The organism is Ramlibacter tataouinensis TTB310, assembly GCF_000215705.1.
Taxonomy (GTDB): Bacteria; Pseudomonadota; Gammaproteobacteria; order Burkholderiales; family Burkholderiaceae_C; genus Ramlibacter; species Ramlibacter tataouinensis.
In genome coordinates this window covers 1375006-1394512 of sequence record NC_015677.1, presented here as the reverse complement: position 1 = coordinate 1394512, position 19507 = coordinate 1375006, and the positions used below count along the sequence as shown (strand labels likewise).

The 19507-nt window shown below is 68.6% G+C and carries 20 protein-coding genes and 1 pseudogene; 11 read left to right on the top strand and 10 right to left on the bottom strand.

Going from position 1 to position 19507, the window contains the following annotated elements:
• Positions 1-11 precede the first annotated feature (11 nt).
• Positions 12-2381 (bottom strand): xanthine dehydrogenase family protein molybdopterin-binding subunit, encoded by a 2370-nt coding sequence (locus RTA_RS06855; protein WP_013900658.1) that lies wholly within the window; start codon positions 2379-2381, stop codon positions 12-14.
• 22 nt (positions 2382-2403) lie between these two features.
• Complete coding sequence (locus RTA_RS06850; protein WP_013900657.1) at positions 2404-2874, bottom strand: (2Fe-2S)-binding protein; 471 nt, start codon at positions 2872-2874, stop codon at positions 2404-2406.
• A 166-nt stretch (positions 2875-3040) separates the two neighbouring features.
• Between RTA_RS06850 and RTA_RS06845 the strand changes: the two genes are divergently transcribed.
• Complete coding sequence (locus RTA_RS06845) at positions 3041-4168, top strand: helix-turn-helix domain-containing protein (protein WP_013900656.1); 1128 nt, start codon at positions 3041-3043, stop codon at positions 4166-4168.
• Between the two features lie 4 nt (positions 4169-4172).
• Here RTA_RS06845 and RTA_RS19700 read toward each other — a convergent pair whose 3' ends face one another.
• From RTA_RS19700 to RTA_RS06830, 3 genes are all read right to left on the bottom strand, one after another.
• Entirely contained in the window at positions 4173-6017 is a 1845-nt protein-coding gene (locus RTA_RS19700; RefSeq protein WP_158307826.1) for a hybrid sensor histidine kinase/response regulator, read from the bottom strand.
• 156 nt (positions 6018-6173) lie between these two features.
• Positions 6174-8099: a hybrid sensor histidine kinase/response regulator gene (locus RTA_RS19695; protein ID WP_158307825.1), complete on the bottom strand. Its 1926-nt coding sequence runs from the start codon at positions 8097-8099 to the stop codon at positions 6174-6176.
• A 224-nt stretch (positions 8100-8323) separates the two neighbouring features.
• Positions 8324-9097 (bottom strand): TOBE domain-containing protein, encoded by a 774-nt coding sequence (locus RTA_RS06830; protein WP_013900653.1) that lies wholly within the window; start codon positions 9095-9097, stop codon positions 8324-8326.
• 73 nt (positions 9098-9170) lie between these two features.
• Here RTA_RS06830 and modA point away from each other — a divergent pair, with 73 nt between their 5' ends.
• The 10 genes and pseudogenes from modA to RTA_RS21200 all read left to right on the top strand — a co-directional run.
• A complete protein-coding gene (modA, locus tag RTA_RS06825) occupies positions 9171-9920 on the top strand; it encodes a molybdate ABC transporter substrate-binding protein (RefSeq protein WP_013900652.1) in 750 nt (249 codons plus the stop codon).
• A gap of 18 nt (positions 9921-9938) precedes the next feature.
• A complete protein-coding gene (gene modB / locus RTA_RS06820; protein WP_013900651.1) occupies positions 9939-10622 on the top strand; it encodes a molybdate ABC transporter permease subunit in 684 nt (227 codons plus the stop codon).
• Complete coding sequence (modC, locus tag RTA_RS06815; RefSeq protein WP_013900650.1) at positions 10619-11728, top strand: molybdenum ABC transporter ATP-binding protein; 1110 nt, start codon at positions 10619-10621, stop codon at positions 11726-11728. The genes modB and modC overlap by 4 nt, the downstream gene beginning before the upstream one ends.
• A 396-nt stretch (positions 11729-12124) precedes the next feature.
• Positions 12125-12253 carry a hypothetical protein gene (locus RTA_RS21350; RefSeq protein WP_264362603.1) on the top strand — a complete coding sequence of 43 codons (129 nt, stop codon included), beginning with the start codon at positions 12125-12127 and terminating at the stop codon, positions 12251-12253.
• Positions 12246-12512, top strand: coding sequence for a DUF7674 family protein (locus tag RTA_RS20620; RefSeq protein ID WP_143762918.1), 267 nt, complete (start codon positions 12246-12248; stop codon positions 12510-12512). Before RTA_RS21350 ends, RTA_RS20620 begins: the two co-directional genes overlap by 8 nt.
• Positions 12513-12619: 107 nt before the next feature.
• A complete protein-coding gene (locus tag RTA_RS20615) occupies positions 12620-12970 on the top strand; it encodes a hypothetical protein (protein ID WP_143762917.1) in 351 nt (116 codons plus the stop codon).
• Positions 12971-13073: 103 nt separating this feature from the next.
• Positions 13074-13670 carry a PIN domain-containing protein gene (locus tag RTA_RS06810; RefSeq protein ID WP_013900649.1) on the top strand — a complete coding sequence of 199 codons (597 nt, stop codon included), beginning with the start codon at positions 13074-13076 and terminating at the stop codon, positions 13668-13670.
• 87 nt (positions 13671-13757) lie between these two features.
• A complete protein-coding gene (locus RTA_RS06805) occupies positions 13758-14108 on the top strand; it encodes a hypothetical protein (RefSeq protein ID WP_041675140.1) in 351 nt (116 codons plus the stop codon).
• A gap of 213 nt (positions 14109-14321) precedes the next feature.
• Entirely contained in the window at positions 14322-14660 is a 339-nt protein-coding gene (locus RTA_RS06800) for a hypothetical protein (RefSeq protein ID WP_049871240.1), read from the top strand.
• A 20-nt stretch (positions 14661-14680) separates the two neighbouring features.
• Positions 14681-15103, top strand: a pseudogene (locus RTA_RS21200) (GNAT family N-acetyltransferase); the annotation flags it as partial.
• A 105-nt stretch (positions 15104-15208) separates the two neighbouring features.
• Here RTA_RS21200 and RTA_RS21195 read toward each other — a convergent pair.
• The 5 genes from RTA_RS21195 to RTA_RS06775 all read right to left on the bottom strand — a co-directional run bounded on the left by RTA_RS21195 (position 15209) and on the right by RTA_RS06775 (position 19452).
• A complete protein-coding gene (locus RTA_RS21195) occupies positions 15209-15793 on the bottom strand; it encodes a hypothetical protein (protein ID WP_041675139.1) in 585 nt (194 codons plus the stop codon).
• Positions 15794-15825: 32 nt separating this feature from the next.
• Positions 15826-17025 (bottom strand): Ig domain-containing protein, encoded by a 1200-nt coding sequence (locus RTA_RS06790; protein ID WP_013900646.1) that lies wholly within the window; start codon positions 17023-17025, stop codon positions 15826-15828.
• A gap of 158 nt (positions 17026-17183) precedes the next feature.
• Positions 17184-18020, bottom strand: a complete 837-nt coding sequence (locus RTA_RS06785; protein WP_013900645.1) for an ABC transporter substrate-binding protein — start codon at positions 18018-18020, stop codon at positions 17184-17186.
• Positions 18017-18718 (bottom strand): ABC transporter ATP-binding protein, encoded by a 702-nt coding sequence (locus RTA_RS06780; RefSeq protein WP_013900644.1) that lies wholly within the window; start codon positions 18716-18718, stop codon positions 18017-18019. Before RTA_RS06780 ends, RTA_RS06785 begins: the two co-directional genes overlap by 4 nt.
• Positions 18715-19452, bottom strand: coding sequence for an ABC transporter permease (locus RTA_RS06775; RefSeq protein ID WP_013900643.1), 738 nt, complete (start codon positions 19450-19452; stop codon positions 18715-18717). The genes RTA_RS06780 and RTA_RS06775 overlap by 4 nt, the downstream gene beginning before the upstream one ends.
• Positions 19453-19507 lie beyond the last annotated feature (55 nt).

Genomic DNA, 19507 nt, shown 5'->3' with positions numbered 1-19507 from the left:
CTGTCCGGCGTTCAGCGCGCGGCCTGGATGGCTTCCCAGACGCGGGACGGCGAGGCCGGCATGTCGATGTCCTTGACGCCCAGGTCGGCCAGCGCGTCCAGCACGGCGTTGATGACCGCCGGGGGCGAGCCGATGGCGCCGGCCTCGCCGCAGCCCTTGGTGCCCAGCGGGTTGTGCGTGCACGGCGTGGCGTTGGTGTCCAGGCGGAAGCTGGGCAGGTCGTCGGCGCGCGGCATGGCGTAGTCCATGAAGCTGCCGGTGAGCAGCTGGCCGGTCTCGCGGTCGTACACGCATTGCTCCATCAGCGCCTGGCCGATGCCCTGCGCCAGCCCGCCGTGCACCTGGCCCTCGACGATCATGGGGTTGATGATGGTGCCGAAGTCGTCCACCGCGGTGAAGCGGTCGATGCGCACCACGCCGGTGGCCGGGTCCACCTCGACCTCGGCGATGTAGGTGCCGCCGGGGAAGGTGAAGTTGGTCGGGTCGTAGAACGCCGTCTCGTTGAGGCCCGGCTCCAGCTTGTCCAGCGGGTAGTTGTGCGGCACGTAGGCCGTCAGCGCCACCTGGCCGAACGGGATCTTCTTGTCCGTGCCCTTGACGGTGAACTCGCCACCCGCGAACTCGATGTCGGCGTCGCTGGCCTCCATCAGGTGCGCCGCGATCTTCTTGGCCTTGGTCTCGATCTTGTCCAGCGCGCGCATGATGGCCGCGCCGCCGACGCTGATCGAGCGCGAGCCGTAGGTGCCCATGCCGAAGGGCACGCGGCCGGTGTCGCCGTGCACCACGTCCACGTTCTCGATCGGGATGCCCAGGCGCGCGGCCACCACCTGCGCGAAGCTGGTCTCGTGGCCCTGGCCGTGGCTGTGCGAGCCGGTGAACACCGTCACGCTGCCGGTCGGGTGCACGCGGATCTCGCCGCACTCGAACAGGCCGGCCCGCGCGCCCAGGGCGCCGGCGATGTTGGACGGCGCGATGCCGCAGGCCTCGATGTAGCTGCTGTAGCCGATGCCGCGCTTGAGGCCCCGCGCCTCGCTGGCCTTGCGGCGGGCGGCGAAGCCCTCGACCTCGGCCAGCTTCTTCGCCTTGTCCATGCAGGCGTGGAAGTCACCCGTGTCGTACTGCAGCGCCACCGGCGTCTGGTAGGGGAACTGGGTGATGAAGTTGCGATTGCGGATCTCGTCCTGCCCCAGGCCCATCTCCCAGGCGCAGCGGGTGACCAGGCGCTCCAGCAGGTAGGTGGCCTCGGGCCGGCCGGCTCCGCGGTAGGCGTCCACCGGCGCGGTGTTGGTGAACCAGGCGTCGACCTCGCAGTAGACCTGCGGCGTGGTGTACTGGCCGGCCAGCAGCGTGGCGTACAGGATGGTGGGCACCGCGGTGGAGAAGGTCGACAGGTAGGCGCCCAGGTTGGCGTCGGTGTGCACCCGCAGCGCCAGGAACTTGCCGTCCTGGTCCATCGCCATCTCGGCATGGCTGACATGGTCGCGGCCGTGCGCGTCGCACAGGAAGGCCTCGCTGCGCTCGCAGGTCCACTTGATGGCGCAGTTGAGCTGTTTGGCGGCCCAGGTCAGGGCCACATCCTCGGCGTACAGGTAGATCTTGGCGCCGAAGCCGCCGCCCACGTCGGGCGCGATCACGCGCACCTTGTGCTCGGGCAGGCCCAGCACGAAGGCCGTCATCAGCAGGCGCTCGACGTGCGGGTTCTGGTTGGACACGTAGAGCGTGTACTCGTCGCTGGCGCGGTTGTAGCTGCCGATCGCCGCACGCGGCTCCAGCGGGTTGGGCACCAGGCGGTTGTTCACCAAGTCCAGTTTGGTGACGTGCGCGGCCTTGGCGAAGGCGGCATCCACCTGGGCCTTGTCGCCGATGGCCCACTTGTAGCACCGGTTGTCCGGCGCGGCGTCGTGCAGCGCGGGGCCCTTCTTCGCGTCCTCGACGCGCACCACGGCGGGCAGCACGTCGTACTCGACCTCCACCGCCTCGGCCGCGTCCTTGGCCTGCTGCAGCGTGTCGGCCACCACCATGGCCACGTGGTCGCCCACGTAGCGGACCTTGCCCTGGGCCAGGATGGGGTGCGGCGGCTCCTTCATCGGCGTTCCGTCGGTGCTGGTGATCAGCCAGCCGCAGGGCAGCCCGCCCATCTTGCCTTCCACGTCCTTGCCGGTGAAGACCCTGGCCACCCCGGGCATGGCCTCGGCGCGCGAAGCGTCGATGGACCTGATGGCCGCGTGCGCGTGCGGCGAGCGCACGAACACGGCGACGCGCTGGTTGGCCAGGTTGATGTCGTCGGTGTACTGGCCGGCGCCGGTGAGGAAGCGGTAGTCCTCCTTGCGGCGGATCGCCTCGCCGATGTGCGGCAGCTTGGAAAAGTCGGATGCACCCATGGCTGTCTCCTGGTTCCGGCGCTCAGGCGCGGGCCATGGCGGCCTGGCCCTGCTGCACGGCCTTGACGATGTTCTGGTAGCCGGTGCAGCGGCAGATGTTGCCTTCCAGCAGGTCGCGGATCTCGCCCTCGCTGGCCTGGGGGCTCTGCCTGCACAGGTCGAGGGCGCTCATCACCATGCCGGGCGTGCAGAAGCCGCACTGCAGGCCGTGGCACTCCTTGAAGGCCGCCTGCATCGGGTGCATGGTGCCGTCGGCGGCGGCGATGCCCTCGATGGTGGTGATCTCGGCGCCCGGGTGCTGGGCCGCCAGCGTGTTGCACGACTTGATGGCGTGCCCGTCGACGAGGACGGTGCAGGCACCGCACTGGGCGGTGTCGCAGCCGACGTGGGTGCCGGTCAGGCGCAGTTGCTCACGGATGGCCTGCACCAGCAGCGTGTTGGGCGCGACGTCCAGGGTCGCGGCCTTGCCGTTGACCTTCAGTTGGACCTGCATGTTGTCTCCTGTGAGTGGTTTGGCGCGGCCATTGTTGGATCCACCCCTGGGCCCTCCCCTAGGCGAAACCCTAGGACCCGGCGCCGCGTGACACGAAATTCTCAAAATGGAACAATGGGCCGCGCCGGCGCGCTCGACAGTGCGCGTGCACGAGGAGAGCTCAACCATGAACGCCAGTCAGGATGCACGCGCGCAGCAGCGGCTGCAGCAGATCGCGCAGGCCCGCGACGCCGTCATGGCCGAGGGCCGCCCGGCGACCGAGGCCCTGGTGGACGGCGGGTGGGACCGCAGCTGGATCGCGCGCTCGTGGCGGCGCTGCCTGGACAGCGGCCGGCGACCGCAGGAGCGCGTGTCCTTCGATCTGGTGCCGGCCCAGGCCGCGCGCCGCGTCGAGGAGGCCAGCCAGACCCTGCTCTACGCGGCGCGCCCGGTCATGGAGCGGCTGTGCCGCGCGATCGCCAACACCCGCTACTTCGCCATCCTCACCGACGCCGAGGGGGTCGTCATCCACGTGGACGGCGCCATCGACCGCACGGACCGGCGGGCCCAACTGATCACCCGCATCGGCGTGGACCTGTCCGAGCGCGCGGTCGGCACCACCGCCATTGGCGCCGTGCTGGCCGAGCTGCAGCCGGTGTGGCTGCACCGGGGCGAGCATTTCTTCGAGGACACCAGCGTCTACAGCTGCGCCGGCGCGCCCCTGTTCGGGCCGGATGGCCGCTGCGTGGGCATGCTGGACCTGACCGGCATCGAGACGCTGGAGCGCCCCGAACTCAAGCACCTGGTGGCCCAGTCGGCGCGCAGCATCGAGAACGCGCTGGCGCTGTCGCACCCCCACGCGCTGCTGCTGCGGCTGAACTGGCCGGGGCGCGCGCTGGGCGACGACGGCGACGGCCTGGTGTGCGTGGACGCGGACGGCTGGGTCCTGTCGGTGAACGCCACGGCGCGGCAGATGGTCTCGGGCGTGAACGCGGGCGGCGGCGCGCGCGTGCACTGCAGCGAGCTGTTCGCCGTGCCCTGGGAGGTGCTGTTCGACGCGGCCCGCCAGGACGCGCCGCGCGAGGTGCCGCTGTGGTCCGGCCTGACGCTGCAGGTGCTGGCCCAGTCGCCCGGCCAGCTGCCGCGCCTGCGCGGCCCGGCGCCGGACCCACGCCTGCCGCTGAAGGACCTGGAGACCGAGCTGATCCGCAAGGCCGTGAACGAGGCCCGCGGCAACGTGATGCAGGCCGCGCGCGTGCTGGGCATCAGCCGGGCGACGGTGTACCGCAAGCTGGGTACCCGGCCCAAGGGGTGAAGCCCTAGGCGTGGGCCGCGATGGCCAGCGCCTCCTGCATCGCCGTGGGGGTCAGTGGCTTGACCACGTGCAGGTCGAAGCCCGCCTCGCGCGTGCGCTGCCGGTCGGAAGCCTGCCCCCAGCCCGTCAACGCGACCAGCCGGATGTGCGCGAGCTCCTCTGCGGCACGGATGCGGCGAGCGGCCTCCAGGCCGTCCATCACCGGCATGCCCAGGTCCAGGAAGGCCACCTCGGGGCGGAACGTCCTGGCCCGTTCGACGGCTTCGAGCCCATCGGACGCGGTCACCACCTCGTGCCCCTCCACCCGCAGAAGGCTCGCCAGCGTGTCGGCCGCGTCCTGGTTGTCGTCGGCGACCAGGATGCGCCGGGCGGCTCCCTCCCTGGGCTGCGCCACATCGGCCGGCCGGCCTTGCGCGGGCGCATCGGCGCGCGGCAGCCGCACCCGGAAGGTGCTGCCCCTGCCCGCGCCTTCGCTGTGCACCTCCACCGTGCCGCCGTGCATGCGGACCAGGCTTTGCACCAGCGCCAGCCCGATGCCCAGCCCGCCCTCGAAATGGGGCTGGTGGTCCCGGACCTGCGAGAACAGCTCGAACACCCCCGCCTGATGCTCCGCGGGAATCCCGATGCCGGAATCCTGGACGGTGACGTCCAGCTGGTGCTCGCCGGCAAGGACCTGCAGGTGGATGGCGCCGCCCGCGCCGGTGTACTTGGCGGCATTGGACAGCAGGTTGGAAAACACCTGCGTGAGCCGGTCGACGTCGGCCGCGACGTGCACGTCGTCCGCGGGCAGTTCGACGGTCAGCCGGTGCTGCTTGGCATCGATCGCCGCCTGCGTCGCCTCCAGGCTGCGGGTCAGGATGTCACGCAGCGGGACCACGCGCTTGTCCACCCGCACCTTGCCGGCGGTGATCCGCGCCACGTCCAGCAGATCGTCCACCAGCCGGATCAGGTGATTGAGCTGACGATCGATGATCTCCAGCGTGCGCTGGGCCGGGGAGTCGGCCTGGGTCGACAGTCGCAGGACGTGGAGCCCGTTCTTGATGGGCGCCAGCGGGTTGCGCAGCTCGTGCGCCAGCGTCGCCAGGAACTCGTCCTTGCGCCTGTCCTGCTCGCGCAAGGCGGCCTCGGCGTGCCGACGCTGCGTGACGTCCAGGACGAACTCCATCACCTGGTCGCCGATCTTGCGGGGCGCGAAAAGTCCCCACCAGCGCGAGCCGTCCTTGCGCAGGTACTGCTTCTCGTAGGGCGTGGCTTCACCCCGGGTGAGGACCTGCCGGACCGCATTCCAGGAAGCGGGATGGAACTCCTCGGGGGTGAGCTCCTGCCAGGTCTTGCCGATGGCCTCTTCGCGGCTGAAGCCGCTCATCTGGATGAAGCCTTCGTTCGCGTCCACCAGGCCGAACTCCGCCCCCCAGAACAGCACGCCCACGGTGGTGATGCGCCGGAGGTTCTGCAGCCGGTCCACCAGGCGGCGCTGCTCGCTGATGTCCCTCAGGCGCAGCCCGACCACCGGCCGCGCAGCGTCCCCCGCGCGGAAAGCGCGCACCTCGAACCATTGCTCCGGCTCGGGCCCTTCAAGGCACGCGTGCAGGTCGCATCCGCTGAGCGCCACTTCGCGCAGCAGCTCCAGCCAGGCTTCGTCCAGCGGCAGCGCGGGCTCGCGCCCGTGCCCAGGCGGTGTTTCGCCGCACCACGCGTGCTTGCGGAAACTGGCATTGGCCTCCAGCAGGACGAAGCCGAGTTGCCCGCTTGCCTCCACCTGCGCTTCCAACACGCAGCACGCTTCGTCCGTCTCTTGAAAGAAGCGCTCGAACACACGACCGACCTGCTCTGGCTTGTTGTTACTCATGCGCGGGCACTGCTGGGATGGCCGCGTCGGATCCTCCCCTGTCCGGGTGCGAGCGGCCGTTGGTTTCCATGATGGACCTGCCGCGAGCTCAGCCATGTAGGTCGGCACCCATCGCCGTTGAACGCAGCCGCCTTCAAGGCCCTCGGCGCCGTGTCTCTACTTCTGCGGCCCTTCGGCGGCCAGGAGCTCTGCAAGCCTTCCCGCATCCACCGGCTTGACCAGGTATTCGTCGAAGCCCGTCGCCTTGGCGATGCCCTTGTCCTGCTCCATCCCATACCCGGTGACCGCGATGAACCTAGCGGCGCGAGCCGTGCCGCGCAGGCGCGCGGCCAGGGCGTACCCGTCCATCTCCGGCAGGCCGATGTCCAGCAGGTACACGTCGTGCGTGACCTTTTCCGCGTGGGCAAGCGCTTGCGCCGAGCCATACACCACCTGGACCGAGTGCCCCAGCGTCTGGCACACCAGGCCGAGCAGGTCCCCCGCATCCCGGTTGTCGTCAACGATCAGGATGCTCAGCCCCGGCCTGCCGGTAGGAGCTTGCCCGGGACGGTCTGGCGGGCCGCCGCTGTCCGCGTCCTGGGCCAGCAGCGGCAGCGCAACTTCGAACGTGCTCCCCCGGGACGGCCCTTCGCTCGCGGCCGAGACCTCGCCGCCGTGCAGGGCGACCAGGCTCTTGACCAGCGCCAGCCCGATGCCCAGCCCGCCTTCCGAGCGGTCAGCGGCGCGCTCCCCCTGCGTGAAAAGGTCGAAAGCACGGCCGAGCAAGGCGGGCTCCATCCCGATCCCGGTGTCCGCCACCGTCACCCGAACCTGTCCCGCCTCCACGGCGATGGCCACCATGATCCGCCCCGAGTCGGGCGTGAACTTGGAGGCATTCGTCAGCAGATTCGCGAACACCTGCACCAGGCGCTTGAAGTCGCCGTGCACCGAGGCAGGCTCGGGCGGGAGATGCACCTCGAGGTGGTGATGGCGGGCCTCGATCAGGGGACGGGCCTGCTCGATGGCCGACGCCACGACGTTCTTCAAGTCCAGGGGCGCTTTCTCCAGCGCGACCTTTCCGCGGGTGACACGGGACACGTCGAGCAGGTCGTTCACGATCCCCGTCATATGCCGCACCTGGCGCGAGATGACCTCGGCGGCCTTGCGGACGCGCTCCTCGTCGCGCGCGCCCAGCTGCAGCACGGCGGCTGCCGCGCTGATCGGCGCCAGCGGGTTCCTGAGCTCGTGCGCCAGCATCGCCAGGTACTCGTCCTTGCGGGCGTTGGCGTGGACGATCTCCTGTTCGTTGAGCTTTCGCTCTGTGATGTCCAGCACGATGCCGGTCATGGTCTTGGGCGTGCGGTCCATGTGGTGGACGAAGCCGTGGGCGGCGATCCAGTGGACGCTCTGGTCCGGCCAGACGACACGGCATTCGAAACGCCATCCCTTGAGCTCGCTGAGCGCCTCCGCGAACTGGCGCCGGACATGGGCGCGGTCCTCCGGATGCACGTGCGCGATGAACTTCTCGAAGCCCCACTCCTCGATCGGCTCCGAATAGCCGAAGCACTGGTCATGGCGTCTCGACCGGTAAGCCGTATCGCGCTCCAGGTCCAGGTACCAGTCTCCGATCTCGGCCGCATCCAGCGTGAACTGCAGCCGCTGGGAGAACTCGACCGCCTCCTTGCGCGCCGCTTCCAGCTCGGCAGTCCGCTGAGCTACCCGCTGGTCGGACAGCTCCAGCAGCTGCGTCTTCCGTTGTTCCTCCAGCACCCGGGCTGTCGTCTCGACCACGGAGCTGTACATGCCCTGGATGCGCCCGTCCTCGTCGCGAAGCGGTGCATAGAAGAAGGTGAACCAGCCGGGGTCCCTTTTGCCATTGCGCTGCAGCACCAGCGGCATGTCGTCGATCTGGAACGCCTCGCCCGAGCGGGCGCGGTCGACCAGCGGCCCTATCTGCGGCCAGATCTCCGCCCAGACCTGCTCCAGCGGCTGCCCGAACGCCGCCGGATGCTTTTCCTGCAGGAACGGGAGGTAGGCATCGTTGTAGAGGAGGATCCGCTCGTCTCCCCACACCACCGACATGGCCTGCTTGCTGTCGAGCATGGCGCTGACCATCACCCGCAGAGCGACAGGCCAGTCGCCGGGCTTTCCGAGACGCGAGTGCTGGGATTGGGCTTGCTGCAATAGCCTATGTATTGCCGAGCCACCGGTAAAGCTGAAGCCGTCCATGCCGGCCAAGCATACGTAGGCCTGGCCGCATCCTGGCTGGCTGAACCGAAAATTGCCCCTGACAGCAAAAAAGTTGTGCGCGCGGGACGGCCGGCGCCTCACGCCAGCGCGATCACCACCGTGCTCTCGTCCACCGCCAGCACCACCCGGCTGCCCGACCGCAGCCCGCTGCCGGGACCCGCGAAACCCACCACCTGCAAGCCGGACGGAAGCTGCACCGCGACCTCGTCGCCCAGCTCGCCCCGCGCCACGCGGGTGGCCTTGCCCGCCAGCAGATTGGAAGGCGCCCCGCCAGCACCACGTTGGCCGTGCCGCGCAACCATCACCGCCGTGGCCTTGCACAGCGCCAGCACCGGCAGCCCGGGCGCCAGCTGCAGCAGCTGCGCGCTCTCGGCGGTGATGCGCGACACCAGCGGCGTGCCGTCGGCCAGCACCAGCCGGGCGCGCACCAGCGGCCCCTGCGCCTCGATGGCCTCGACCTCGCAGGGCAGCTGGTTGCGCATGCTGGTGCGCAGGCCCAGGGCGGCCGCGCCGGGCAGGCCGGCGCCGCCCTTGCGGCCGCGCAGTCGCGTCATCACCTGCTCGCGCGCCCGGGCCAGCTCGCCGGCGGCGCGCAGCAGCTGCTGGCCGGCCGGCGTCAGGCGCGCGCCGCCGCCGCCCGCCCCGCCCACGCTGCGCTCGACCAGCGCGGCGCCGGCCAGGTTGGACAGCGTGTCCAGCGCCTGCCAGGCGGCCTTGTAGCTCACGCCCGCCTCGCGCGCGGCCTGCGAGATCGAGCCACCCTCGCCGACGCGGCGCAGGATCTCCAGCCGCTTGTCGGCCGCCAGGTGGCCCAGCGCGCCGGCGAGCTCGATCTGTCGCGGTCTTGCCATGGGTTGATTGTGCCTGTGCAGGGGCCTGCCTATACTCCCCGCTATTCATTTTCGGAATAGCGAGGAGACCCCCATGGACCTGCGCCGCGCCATCCTGTCCTGCCTGCTGCTGGCCGGCGCCGCGGCCGCCCACGCCGCCGAGGTGAGCGTGGCGGTGGCGGCCAACTTCACCGCGCCCATGCAGAAGATCGCCGCCGCCTTCGAGCAGGCCACCGGCCACAAGGCGGTGCTGGCCTTCGGCTCCACCGGCCGCTTCTACGCGCAGGTGAAGAACGGCGCGCCCTTCCAGGTGCTGCTGGCGGCCGACGACGAGACGCCCGCGAAGCTGGAAGCCGAGGGCCTGGCGGTGCGCGGCAGCCGCTTCACCTATGCGACCGGCCGGCTGGTGCTGTGGAGCGCCAGCGCCGGCCTGGTGGACGGCCGGGGCGAGGTGCTGCGCACGGGCCGCTTCGAGCGGCTGGCCATCGCCGACCCCAAGCTGGCGCCTTACGGCGCTGCCGCCCTGCAGGCCATGGACAGGCTGGGCGTGGCCGATGCGCTGCGGCCCCGGCTGGTGCAGGGCGAGAGCATCGGCCAGGCCTTCCAGTTCGTCGCCACCGGCAACGCGCCGCTGGGCTTCGTCGCGCTGTCGCAGGTGATGGTGGACGGCGGCATCGCCAAGGGATCGGCCTGGGTCGTTCCCGCCGACCTGCATGCCCCGATCCGGCAGGACGCCGTGGTGCTGGCGGCCGGCAAGGACAACCCGGCCGCTACCGCCCTGGCCAGCTTCCTGCGCAGTGACGCGGCCAAGGCCATCATCCGCGCCCACGGCTACGAGCTCTGAGCGGGACCCGCCGCATCCATGCCGTTCAGCGCATCCGACCTGCAGGCGATCTGGCTCACACTCAAGCTGGCCACCGCCACCACTGCCGCGTTGCTGCTGCTGGCCACGCCGCTGGCCTGGTGGCTGGCGCATGCGCGCACGCGCTGGTCGGCCGTGGTGGGCGCGGTGGTCGCCCTGCCCCTGGTGCTGCCGCCCACGGTGCTGGGCTTCTACTTATTGGTGGCCTTCGGCCCGCAGGGCTGGGGCGGGCAGCTGACGCAGGCGCTGGGCATCGGCCTGCTGCCCTTCACCTTCGGCGGGCTGCTGCTCGCCTCCATCGTGTACTCGCTGCCGTTCGCGGTGCAGCCGCTGCAGCATGCCTTCCAGGCGGTGGGCCGCCGGCCCATGGAGGTGGCGGCCACCCTGCGGGCCCGGCCGCTGGACGCTTTCGTGCACGTGGCGCTGCCGCTGGCGCGGCCCGGCTTCGTCACCGCGGCCATCCTGAGCTTCGCCCACACGGTGGGCGAGTTCGGCGTGGTGCTGATGATTGGCGGCAACATCCCCGAGCAGACGCGCGTGGTGTCCACCCAGATCTATGGCCACGTGGAGGCGCTGGAGTACGGGCAGGCGCACTGGCTGTCGGCCGCCATGCTGGTGTTCTCGTTCGTGGTGCTGCTGGCGCTGGCGCTGCTGACGCGCCGCACGGCGCGGGTGTACGCGTGAGCCCCGCGGCGGCGGCGCACCGCATCCGCCTGCGCCTGCCGCGGCCCGGCGGCTTCCGCCTGGACGTGGACCTGCAGCTGCCAGCGCGCGGCATCACCGTGCTGTTCGGCCCCTCGGGCTCGGGCAAGACCACGGTGCTGCGCTGCGTCGCCGGCCTGGAGCGTGCCGAGGAGGCGCTGGTGCAGGTGGGCGGCACGGCCTGGCAGGACGATGCAAACGGCGTCTTCCTGCCTACCTGGCAGCGGCCGCTGGGCTACGTGTTCCAGGAAGCCAGCCTGTTCGACCACCTGGACGTGCGTAGCAACCTGCGCTTTGCGCAGAAGCGCGCGGGCCGCGCGGCGGCGCACGACGCGCTGTCACTGGAAGGCGTGATCGAGCTGCTGGGCATCGCCCACCTGCTGGCCCGCCGGCCGACCGGGCTGTCGGGCGGCGAGCGCCAGCGCGTGGCCATCGCCCGCGCGCTGGCCACGCAGCCGCGCCTGCTGCTGCTGGACGAGCCGCTGGCCGCGCTGGACGCGGTGCGCCGCCGCGACATCCTGCCCTGGCTGGAGCGGCTGCGCGACGAGCTGCGCATCCCCATGCTGTACGTCACCCACTCGGCCGACGAGATGGCGCGCCTAGCCGACACGCTGGTGCCCATGGACCAGGGGCGGGCCCTGGCCTGCGGGCCGCTGGCGCAGACGCTGGCGCGGGCGGACCTGCCCCTTGCGCAGGGCGAGGATGCGGGCGCGCTGTGGCAGGGGACGCTGGCCGAGCGCGACCTGCGCTGGCGGCTGGCGCGCGTGGACTGCGCGGGCGGATCGCTGTGGCTGCGCGACGAGGGGCTGGCCATCGGCACGCCGGTGCGCGTGCGCGTGCTGGCGCGGGACGTGAGCATCGCCACGCAGGCGCCCGCGTCGGGGGCGAGCAGCATCCAGAACGTGATCGCAGCCACGGTCGGCGCGGTGCAGGAGGCCGGGCATCCGTCGCAGGTGGTGGTGCGGCTGGACTGCGGTGGCGGTGAGGCGCTGCTGGCGCGCATCACGGCGCGGGCGGCACATGCGCTGGCGCTGGCGCCGGGGCTGCGGGTGTGGGCGCAGGTGAAGGCGGCGGCGCTGGCGCGGTAGGCAAGGACTCGCACGGGCGGTAACGGAGCACAGGAGCCGACGCGGCTTTTTCTCCGGCAGAGCAGGCAGTGCTGGCAGAAGCGGGTTTGTGCTTGTACTTAGCAACTACCTGGCGCTAGGATGGCGCGGGCCGATGCAGGTGAGACAAGGACTTAGGTGCGCCCAGCGCCATTCGCAGCTACTTAGCGCGACCTTATCCGGCAGTTTTATCCCGCAGCACCCTGACATCGCCTCTGCGGGGTTTGAGGTCACGATTTATTAGGTTTGAAGAACGCGAGGGAGGACAGAAAATGCTGACAATTCAGGCACTTGCGATGTACAGCGCGTCGGTTTTATTCCGCAGCTGCGGGACAACAGGTTTTAGACTGCCGTCTACATTACGTTAGAGCGCAGCGCATGGACGACTACGCGCACGAGAAGGAAGTCATCGATCGCCTCCGCCAGCGCTTTCCTGACGAATCCATGCGGACGGACGAATGGATGGTCGACCGCTGGGACACGCCGGATGAGGCTCCCCATGTCTGAGGCGTTCGCGGACCGGACCAACGAGGCCGCTCGGGCCGGCAATTGGAGCGCGGTGAAAGATCAAACTGAATTCATGGCCACTGAGTATTGCAACGGGCCCGACTGTGTGAAGGCACTTGTCGACGTCGCATACGCGGAAAACCTGATGTGGGACCTCGACAACGCTACTAAAACGGCTGCTTGGCCGTACGTGGCTAAGGAGGTACGTGACTTGCACGAGCGCATGTGGGGTGATCCGAGCAGCAGGGCCGAAGCATGAGGAAGCGCTCTAACAGATTGTTCGACACGGACGCACACGTGCATCCGTGCGCTTCGCGCACTCGCCGCACGTGCGCCGGTCAACGCCGACGTTAGACCGCTACCAACATGATCGAGCTCAACGCCGTTACTGCTGTCCCTGTAGGTGCGTTTGCAGCTGCAGTATGGGCAGCCATAAGCATTCGAAGATTTCTGCGCTCCGGTAGGTTCGCAAGCCTATCGCGCAAGCAGAAGCTAGTGGTGTGGGGCGTCTCGGCAGTGGCGTTCGGGCCGGCGCTGCTCTTGGCGTTTGCCGGTTCGATGATGCTGACGAACGTAACTGTCCGCCCAGGTCCAGGAAATCACCTCGCGATGGCTCTGACCATGGCTCTGGGGCTTGGATTTTTCGGGGCAGCAATAACTTGGGCTGCTGCAAGGATCGCGGCGACACTTCTTAATCGACAGAAGGTGTCTACGTGAATATGCGGTCTAACAGGTCGTTCGACGCGGACGTCCTACCGGCCGGCTTCGCCGGCCGACTGGCCGCCGGTCAACTCCGACGTTAGCCTGCAGGGAAGAGTACTTGCGCCCAAATATCGTCCTCATCGACTACGAAAGCGTGCAGCCGGAGTCACTGGCGGCTCTTGCCGCCGATCACTTCAGTGCCAAGATCTTCGTCGGCGCCACCCAAAGCAAGTTGCCCTTTGAGCTGGTCACCGCGATCCAGCAGCTGGGAGATCGGGCGGAGTACATCAAGATCTCCGGCGTGGGGCGAAATGCGCTGGACTTTCACATCGCCTATTACATCGGGCGTATCGCCTCTCATGAGCCCGAGGCCTTCTTCCACATCATCTCAAAGGACACAGGGTTCGATCCCCTAATCCAGCACCTGAAAGACAACATGATCTTTTGTGGGCGGTGGGAGACTATTGACGACATTCCCCTCGTGAAGGCGGCTCAAGTCAAGTCTCCCGAGGAGCGGGCAATCCTGTTTCTTTCCAGGCTCCTCCAACCGAATGCCACAAAGCCGCAAACCGAGAAGGCTTTGCGCAGTGCCATAAGCGCCCACTTTCAAAAGCAACTCACGGAGGAGGAAGTTTCAGCAGTCATCGCCGCCCTTCAGCGCCCTGGGCACCTCAAAGTTGCTGACGGAAAGGTGGAGTATGCAACTGCCGGCTAACAGGTCGATCGACACGGACGTCCTATCGGCCGGCTTTGCCGGCCTACTGTTCGCCGGTCATCTCCAACGTTAGATCGCAGGAACGGCATGGACGCACCAAAACCACACGAGAGTCGCAACGAGCCCGGCTATCTCCTTAGCGCCGTCCTCATCGGTCTGCTGCTCGCTTTGCTTGGCGCAACGCAGGCGGCTGGCATAGAGAGCGGACCGGTGAAGCCGGGGGCTGGTACGGTCCTATTGGGCTTGTACGTAATCGCTTGGGGTTGCATGTTCCTGGCGAGCTACTACTACAGCCACAAGGCCGTCTTTTTTCGGGGATTGATCTGGGTTTGTGAGAAGCTTTCATTCCCCGCCAGCCGGAAGATGGCGTTCTTCTACTTCGCCCTCGCATCTGGCCTAGGGACAATGGCAGTTCTGAAGGGGCTGGGGATCACGTGACACTGCGATCTAACAGGTCGTTCGACACGGACGCGGAGCTTGCCTCAGTGTCGTTGACACTCGTGCATCATCCTGGGAGTGACCATTGCGGTTTCAGAGTGCGCGGCCAGTGTCCCGTGCGCCTAGGACCACCTCGGAGACACGCCCATGCCACCACGTACAAACAATGCCGCGTACCGATCCGCCGTCGGCATTGCACTCACAGCAGCATCCATGCTCGTCTGGCTGAGTCTTGGCGTCGGCATCATCGGCGCGGACGGCGATCCCGCAAACCTGATGTACTTCGGGGTGCTTGCCGTCGGAATCATCGGGGCCGCCATCGCGCGCGGCCAGCCTCGTGGGATGGCACAGACATTGTTCGCGATGGCGCTTGCTCAGGCCTTGGTCACGGCGATCGCGCTGATCGCAGGATTGGGGCTCCCGTGGAGCCCGCCGGCAGAGATCCTGGCGTTGAATGGATTCTTCATCGCCTTGTTTGTCGGGTCGGCCTGGCTGTTTCGGCGTGCTGCGCGTGAGCGAACCGAAGGGGCAGCCGCGCATTTGCATCAGTAAAGCACGCGAGAGAAACCGGTATGTCCGTGGTCCATCTGCCCCCAGGCTCTCCCACCGTTCGCCAGCTGGCCCGCTCGGACCGGGCCGCCTGGCTGGAGCTGTGGAGGGGCTATAACGAGTTCTACGGCCGTCATGGCGAGACGGCGCTTCCCGACGACGTGGTCGAGACCACCTGGGAGCGGCTGTTCGATCCCGGCGAGCCCGTCTTAGCACTGGTGGCCGAAACCGGCGGCGTCGTGGTCGGGTTGGCGCACTACCTGTTCCACCGCAGCACCACTGCCGTGGGTCCGGCCTGCTACCTGCAGGATCTCTTCACCTCGACCGCGGTCCGTGGACAAGGTGTCGGCCGCGCGCTGATGGAAGGTGTGAAGCAGCAGGCCAGGCTCGCCGGCGCAGCTCACCTGTACTGGCACACGTACGAGTCCAACTCGGTCGCGCGCAAGCTGTACGACAAGGTCGCCGAGCACAGGGGGAGCGATCGTCTACACGGCGGCTCTGTAGGACGCTTAAGGCCTAGACCACGCCGTAGGCCTGCTGGCCCTCCTCCGCTACCGGGGGATATAGATCGGAATCACCGTCGTGCCGCCGCCGCATCCGTCTGCCGTGGGCAGTGCGCGATATTCGAGCGGCTCCAACTTCCCTTTCAACTGCGGATAGTGCGCGCGGATGTGCTCTTCGGCCGCTGCAAGCCGATCGCGGTACCTGATCGACAATTTCGATCCGGACGGCACGTAGTCGATATCGGCCAGGTACAACAGCTTGCCCGCCGGGACTTGGAACACCGGCGTTCTCGTTCCACCGCAGGCCACGTAGCGCCGGCCGGAGAACCCTCCATTGTTCGTGGCAAACACATCGGTGATCGCAAGCAGCCGACCGGGTTTCACCGTCGCCACGATGTATCCGTCTTCGGCCACTCCGTTAATGACCGGACCGAACCACTGGCTCTTGCTGAACGATCCCGATACCTCTTCTCCGGGAAGGACGTGGAGCCGGAAATTCGGCGTAACTCCGATGACCACCACGGACTCGTCAGGCGAAGGCCCACGGGAGTCACGCTTCAGGAGGGCGCCCGTTCCGCAGCCGGTGAGAAGAGCCACCAGCGCCGGGACAACGGCAAGCTTGAGAAGGGACATGGGATTGATGCTCAAAGGTGCAAACGGCCAAGCTAGATTTGCACACTCACGACAGTGTCCACTGGCACCACGAAGCTGATGCCATTGATCGTGACGGTGACGTTGATCCGCACGGGCCTTCCCGAGACTACTCTCGGCGTGCCAGAGATTTCGCCGGTGATGGGGTCCAGCGAGAGGCCCAATGGCAGGGACGAGGGATCGTCTAGCGCATAGCTATAGCTGATACCCGTCAGCTGGACACCACTATTGTTCACGATCACCGGCATGTCCGACATGGGCGAGTCGACGCGGCCGACCGTTCCTGCGTAGCGAATGTAGACGGGCGACTCCACGTCGATGCTGACATTCGTGAAGTTCGCGAAGGTGCCGCCACCGGCGGTGGTGCCGACCAGTTCGATACGGTAGTCAGCGCTGAAAGCGGGCTCCAACGGCATACCGGAGATCACGCCGGTCGCAGGATCGATGGAGAGGCCCGCCGGGAGGGATGTTGCGGAGAAGGTGTAGGCCACGCTTCCGGATGGCAAGGTGGGCGTCGAGCGGAATGGCAGCCCGGCCCAGGCTTGCGCCTGGCTGTATGGGATCACCGGTCGGTTCACCGTCACCGACTCCGGCCATCGCGAGGTCGCCGTGGCGATGCGGCCGGCATTGACGACCTGGGCCGTGACCTTGAAGGAATAGTCCCCCTCCACCGCCGGGGTCCCGGTGATGCGGCCAGTGCCGGGGTCGATGACCAATCCGGAAGGCAGGCTCCCCTCGGACACCGAATAGGTCACGGTGTCGGCGGCAGTGGCGATCCAGAAGTTGTTCAGCGTCGTGAAGTCGTAACTCGCACCCGTCATCATGGAAGCTGGGAGTGAATAGGTCACCGAGGGGCCCAGGACCAGTGCTGAAACGCTCCAGCCGAGCTCATTGGCCACGCCCGAGGCACCCAGGTTCACGACGATCGGAAAGCTGCCCGCGGCCAAAGGAGTGCCGGTGATCGAGCAGTCCCGGTTCAGCATCAAACCCGGCGGCAGTGCGCCGGATTTCAAAGAGCAGTCCGGCGCGCGGCCCCTGAGCCCGGTAATGGTGGGCGCAATGGTGGACTGGCGAAGCAGCAGCGCATGGCCGCTGTAGGACAGACTGACGGTGAGCACGCCGCCATCGCCGCTATCTCCACCACCACCACCGCCGCAGGCGGCGAGCAACAAGGCAAAGCCGATTCCGAGAAGCCGGTGGGCACGGGCACCCACCACACGACGATCCCTCGATTGCACCCAACAAGCCATAGCAATCCTCCCAAATCGTTGCTGTACGAAACGGCTGAGATAGTAACCGAACGCTACCGACGCCAGTCACCGTCCGGTTGTGGCCAATCGGCGCAGATCGCCGAAGCGGACACGTCCGCCGGTCACTTGCCCGCGTTCGGAAAGAACAGCTGCTCGCCGCCGATCCGGTAGCTGGCAATGCTGGCCTGCCCCGCCGGCGAAATCACCCAGTCCACGAACTTCTGCGCCTCGGCCGCCTTCACGTGCGGATGCTTGTGCGGGCTCACCACCATCACGCCGTACTGGTTGAACAGCCGCTGGTCGCCCTCCACCAGCACGGCCAGCTCGCCGCGGTTCTTGAAGCTCAGCCAGGTGGCGCGGTCGGTCAGGGCGTAGGCGTTGGACGAGGAGGCGATGTTCAGCGCCGGGCCCATGCCGCAGCCGCACTCCCTGTAGCCGCCGCCCTTGCCGTTCTCGACGCCGGCGGCCTTCCAGTAGCGCAGCTCCGCGGCATGGGTGCCGCTCTTGTCGCCGCGCGAGACGAAGGGGGCGCCGGCCGCGGACAGCTTCTTCAGCGCCGCCACGATGTCCCGCCCCTTGGCGCCGGCCGAGTCGCCCCTGGGGCCGACGAGGATGAAGTCGTTGTACATGACCGGGTGGCGGCGCGCGGCATAGCCCTCGGCCACGAATTTCTCCTCGGCCGGCTGGTCGTGCACGAACAGCACGTCGGCGTCGCCGCGGCGGGCCATGTCGATGGCCTGGCCGGTGCCCACGGCCACCACCTTGACGTCGATGCCGCTGGCCTGCTTGAACTCGGGCAGCAGGTGGCCGAATAGGCCGGACTGCTCGGTCGAGGTGGTCGAGGCCATGGTGATGGACTGCGCCGCGGCACTGCCGGCGGCCAGCACGGCGGCGGCGAGGCCCGCGGCCAGGCGGGCGAAGGTCCGTGCGGGCTTGACGCCGAGACTAAGGGGGATCATGCGGTTTCTCCTTTGACGAACAGGTCGGCCTCGCGCGACAGCTCGGGCAGTCGCACGCGGTCGAAGAACTCGGCCACCGGCGCGTCGGCCAGCACGCGGCCCTGCTCCAGGTAGACCACGCGGCTGGCCAGGCGCTTGACCTGGCCCAGGTTGTGGCTGGCAAAGACCAGGGTGGTGCCGGCGTCGGCGAACTGGGCCATCAGCGCCTCGACCTCGCGCTTGGCATGCGGGTCCAGGCTGGCGGTGGGCTCGTCCAGCAGCAGCACGTCGGGCTGCAGGCACCAGGCCCGGGCCAGCGCCAGGCGCTGCTGCTGGCCGCCCGACAGCGCGCGCGCGTTGCGCAACGCGACTTCGGCCAGGCCGACGCGGGCCAGCGCGCCCAGCGCCTGCTCGCGCGCGGCGCGCCAGCGCGTGCCGCGCAGCCACAGCGCGAGGGCCACGTTGTTGGCGGCGCTGGTGCGCATCACGAAAGGCCGCTGGAACACCATGGCCTGGCGCGCGGCGCCGTCGCGCAGCAGCGAGCCGCGCGCCAGCGGCACCAGGCCGTGCAGCACGCGCAGCAGCGTGCTCTTGCCGCTGCCGTTGGCGCCGATCAGGGCGATGCGCTCGCCGACGTCGATGCGCAGGTCGACCGCGTGCAGCGCCTGCACCGGGCCGAAGCGCACGTCGGCCGACTGCAGGCGGATCACGGCGCTCATCCAGCCGCCCCCGCGCGCAGCACCTGCACGGTATCGCCCCGCTCCAGGCGCCAGCGCCGCACCAGCGCGATCAGCGCGTTCAGGGCCAGCACCACCGCCAGCAGCACCATGCCCAGCGCCAGCGCCAGCGGCAGGTCGCCCTTGCTGGTCTCCAGCGCGATGGCCGTGGTCATCACTCGGGTGAAACCGTCGATGTTGCCGCCCACGATCATGACCGCGCCCACCTCGGAGACGGCGCGGCCGAAGCAGGCGATCAGCACGGTGAGCATGGCGTAGCGCTCGTCCCAGGCCAGCAGCAGCGCCCGCAGCAGCGGCCGCGCGCCCAGCGAGGCCAGCTGCTCGCCGTGCAGCCGGTCGGCGTCCTCCACGGCCTGGCGCGCCAGCGCCGCGGCCACCGGCAGCACCAGCAGCGCCTGCGCCAGCACCATGGCCTTGAACGAGAACAGCCAGCCCAAAAAGCCCAGCGGTCCCGAGCGCGAGAGCAGCAGGTACACCACCAGGCCGACCACCACGGACGGGATGGCCAGCGCCGTGTTCAGCACGGCCAGCACCGCGCCGCGCCCGGCGAAGCGCGCCACGCCCAGCCAGGCGCCCAGCACCAGGCCCAGCCCGCAGGCCAGCAGGCAGGCGCTGGCGCTCACGGCCAGGGAGCGCAGCACGATGGCGCCCAGGGTCGCGTCGCCCTGCGCGACCAGCGCGAGCGCCGCGGCGATGCCGTCCGAGAAGCTGTTCATGGGGCGCCGATGGTAGCCAGCGCGGCAGGGGCCCGCATCGGTATTGGCGAGTTAT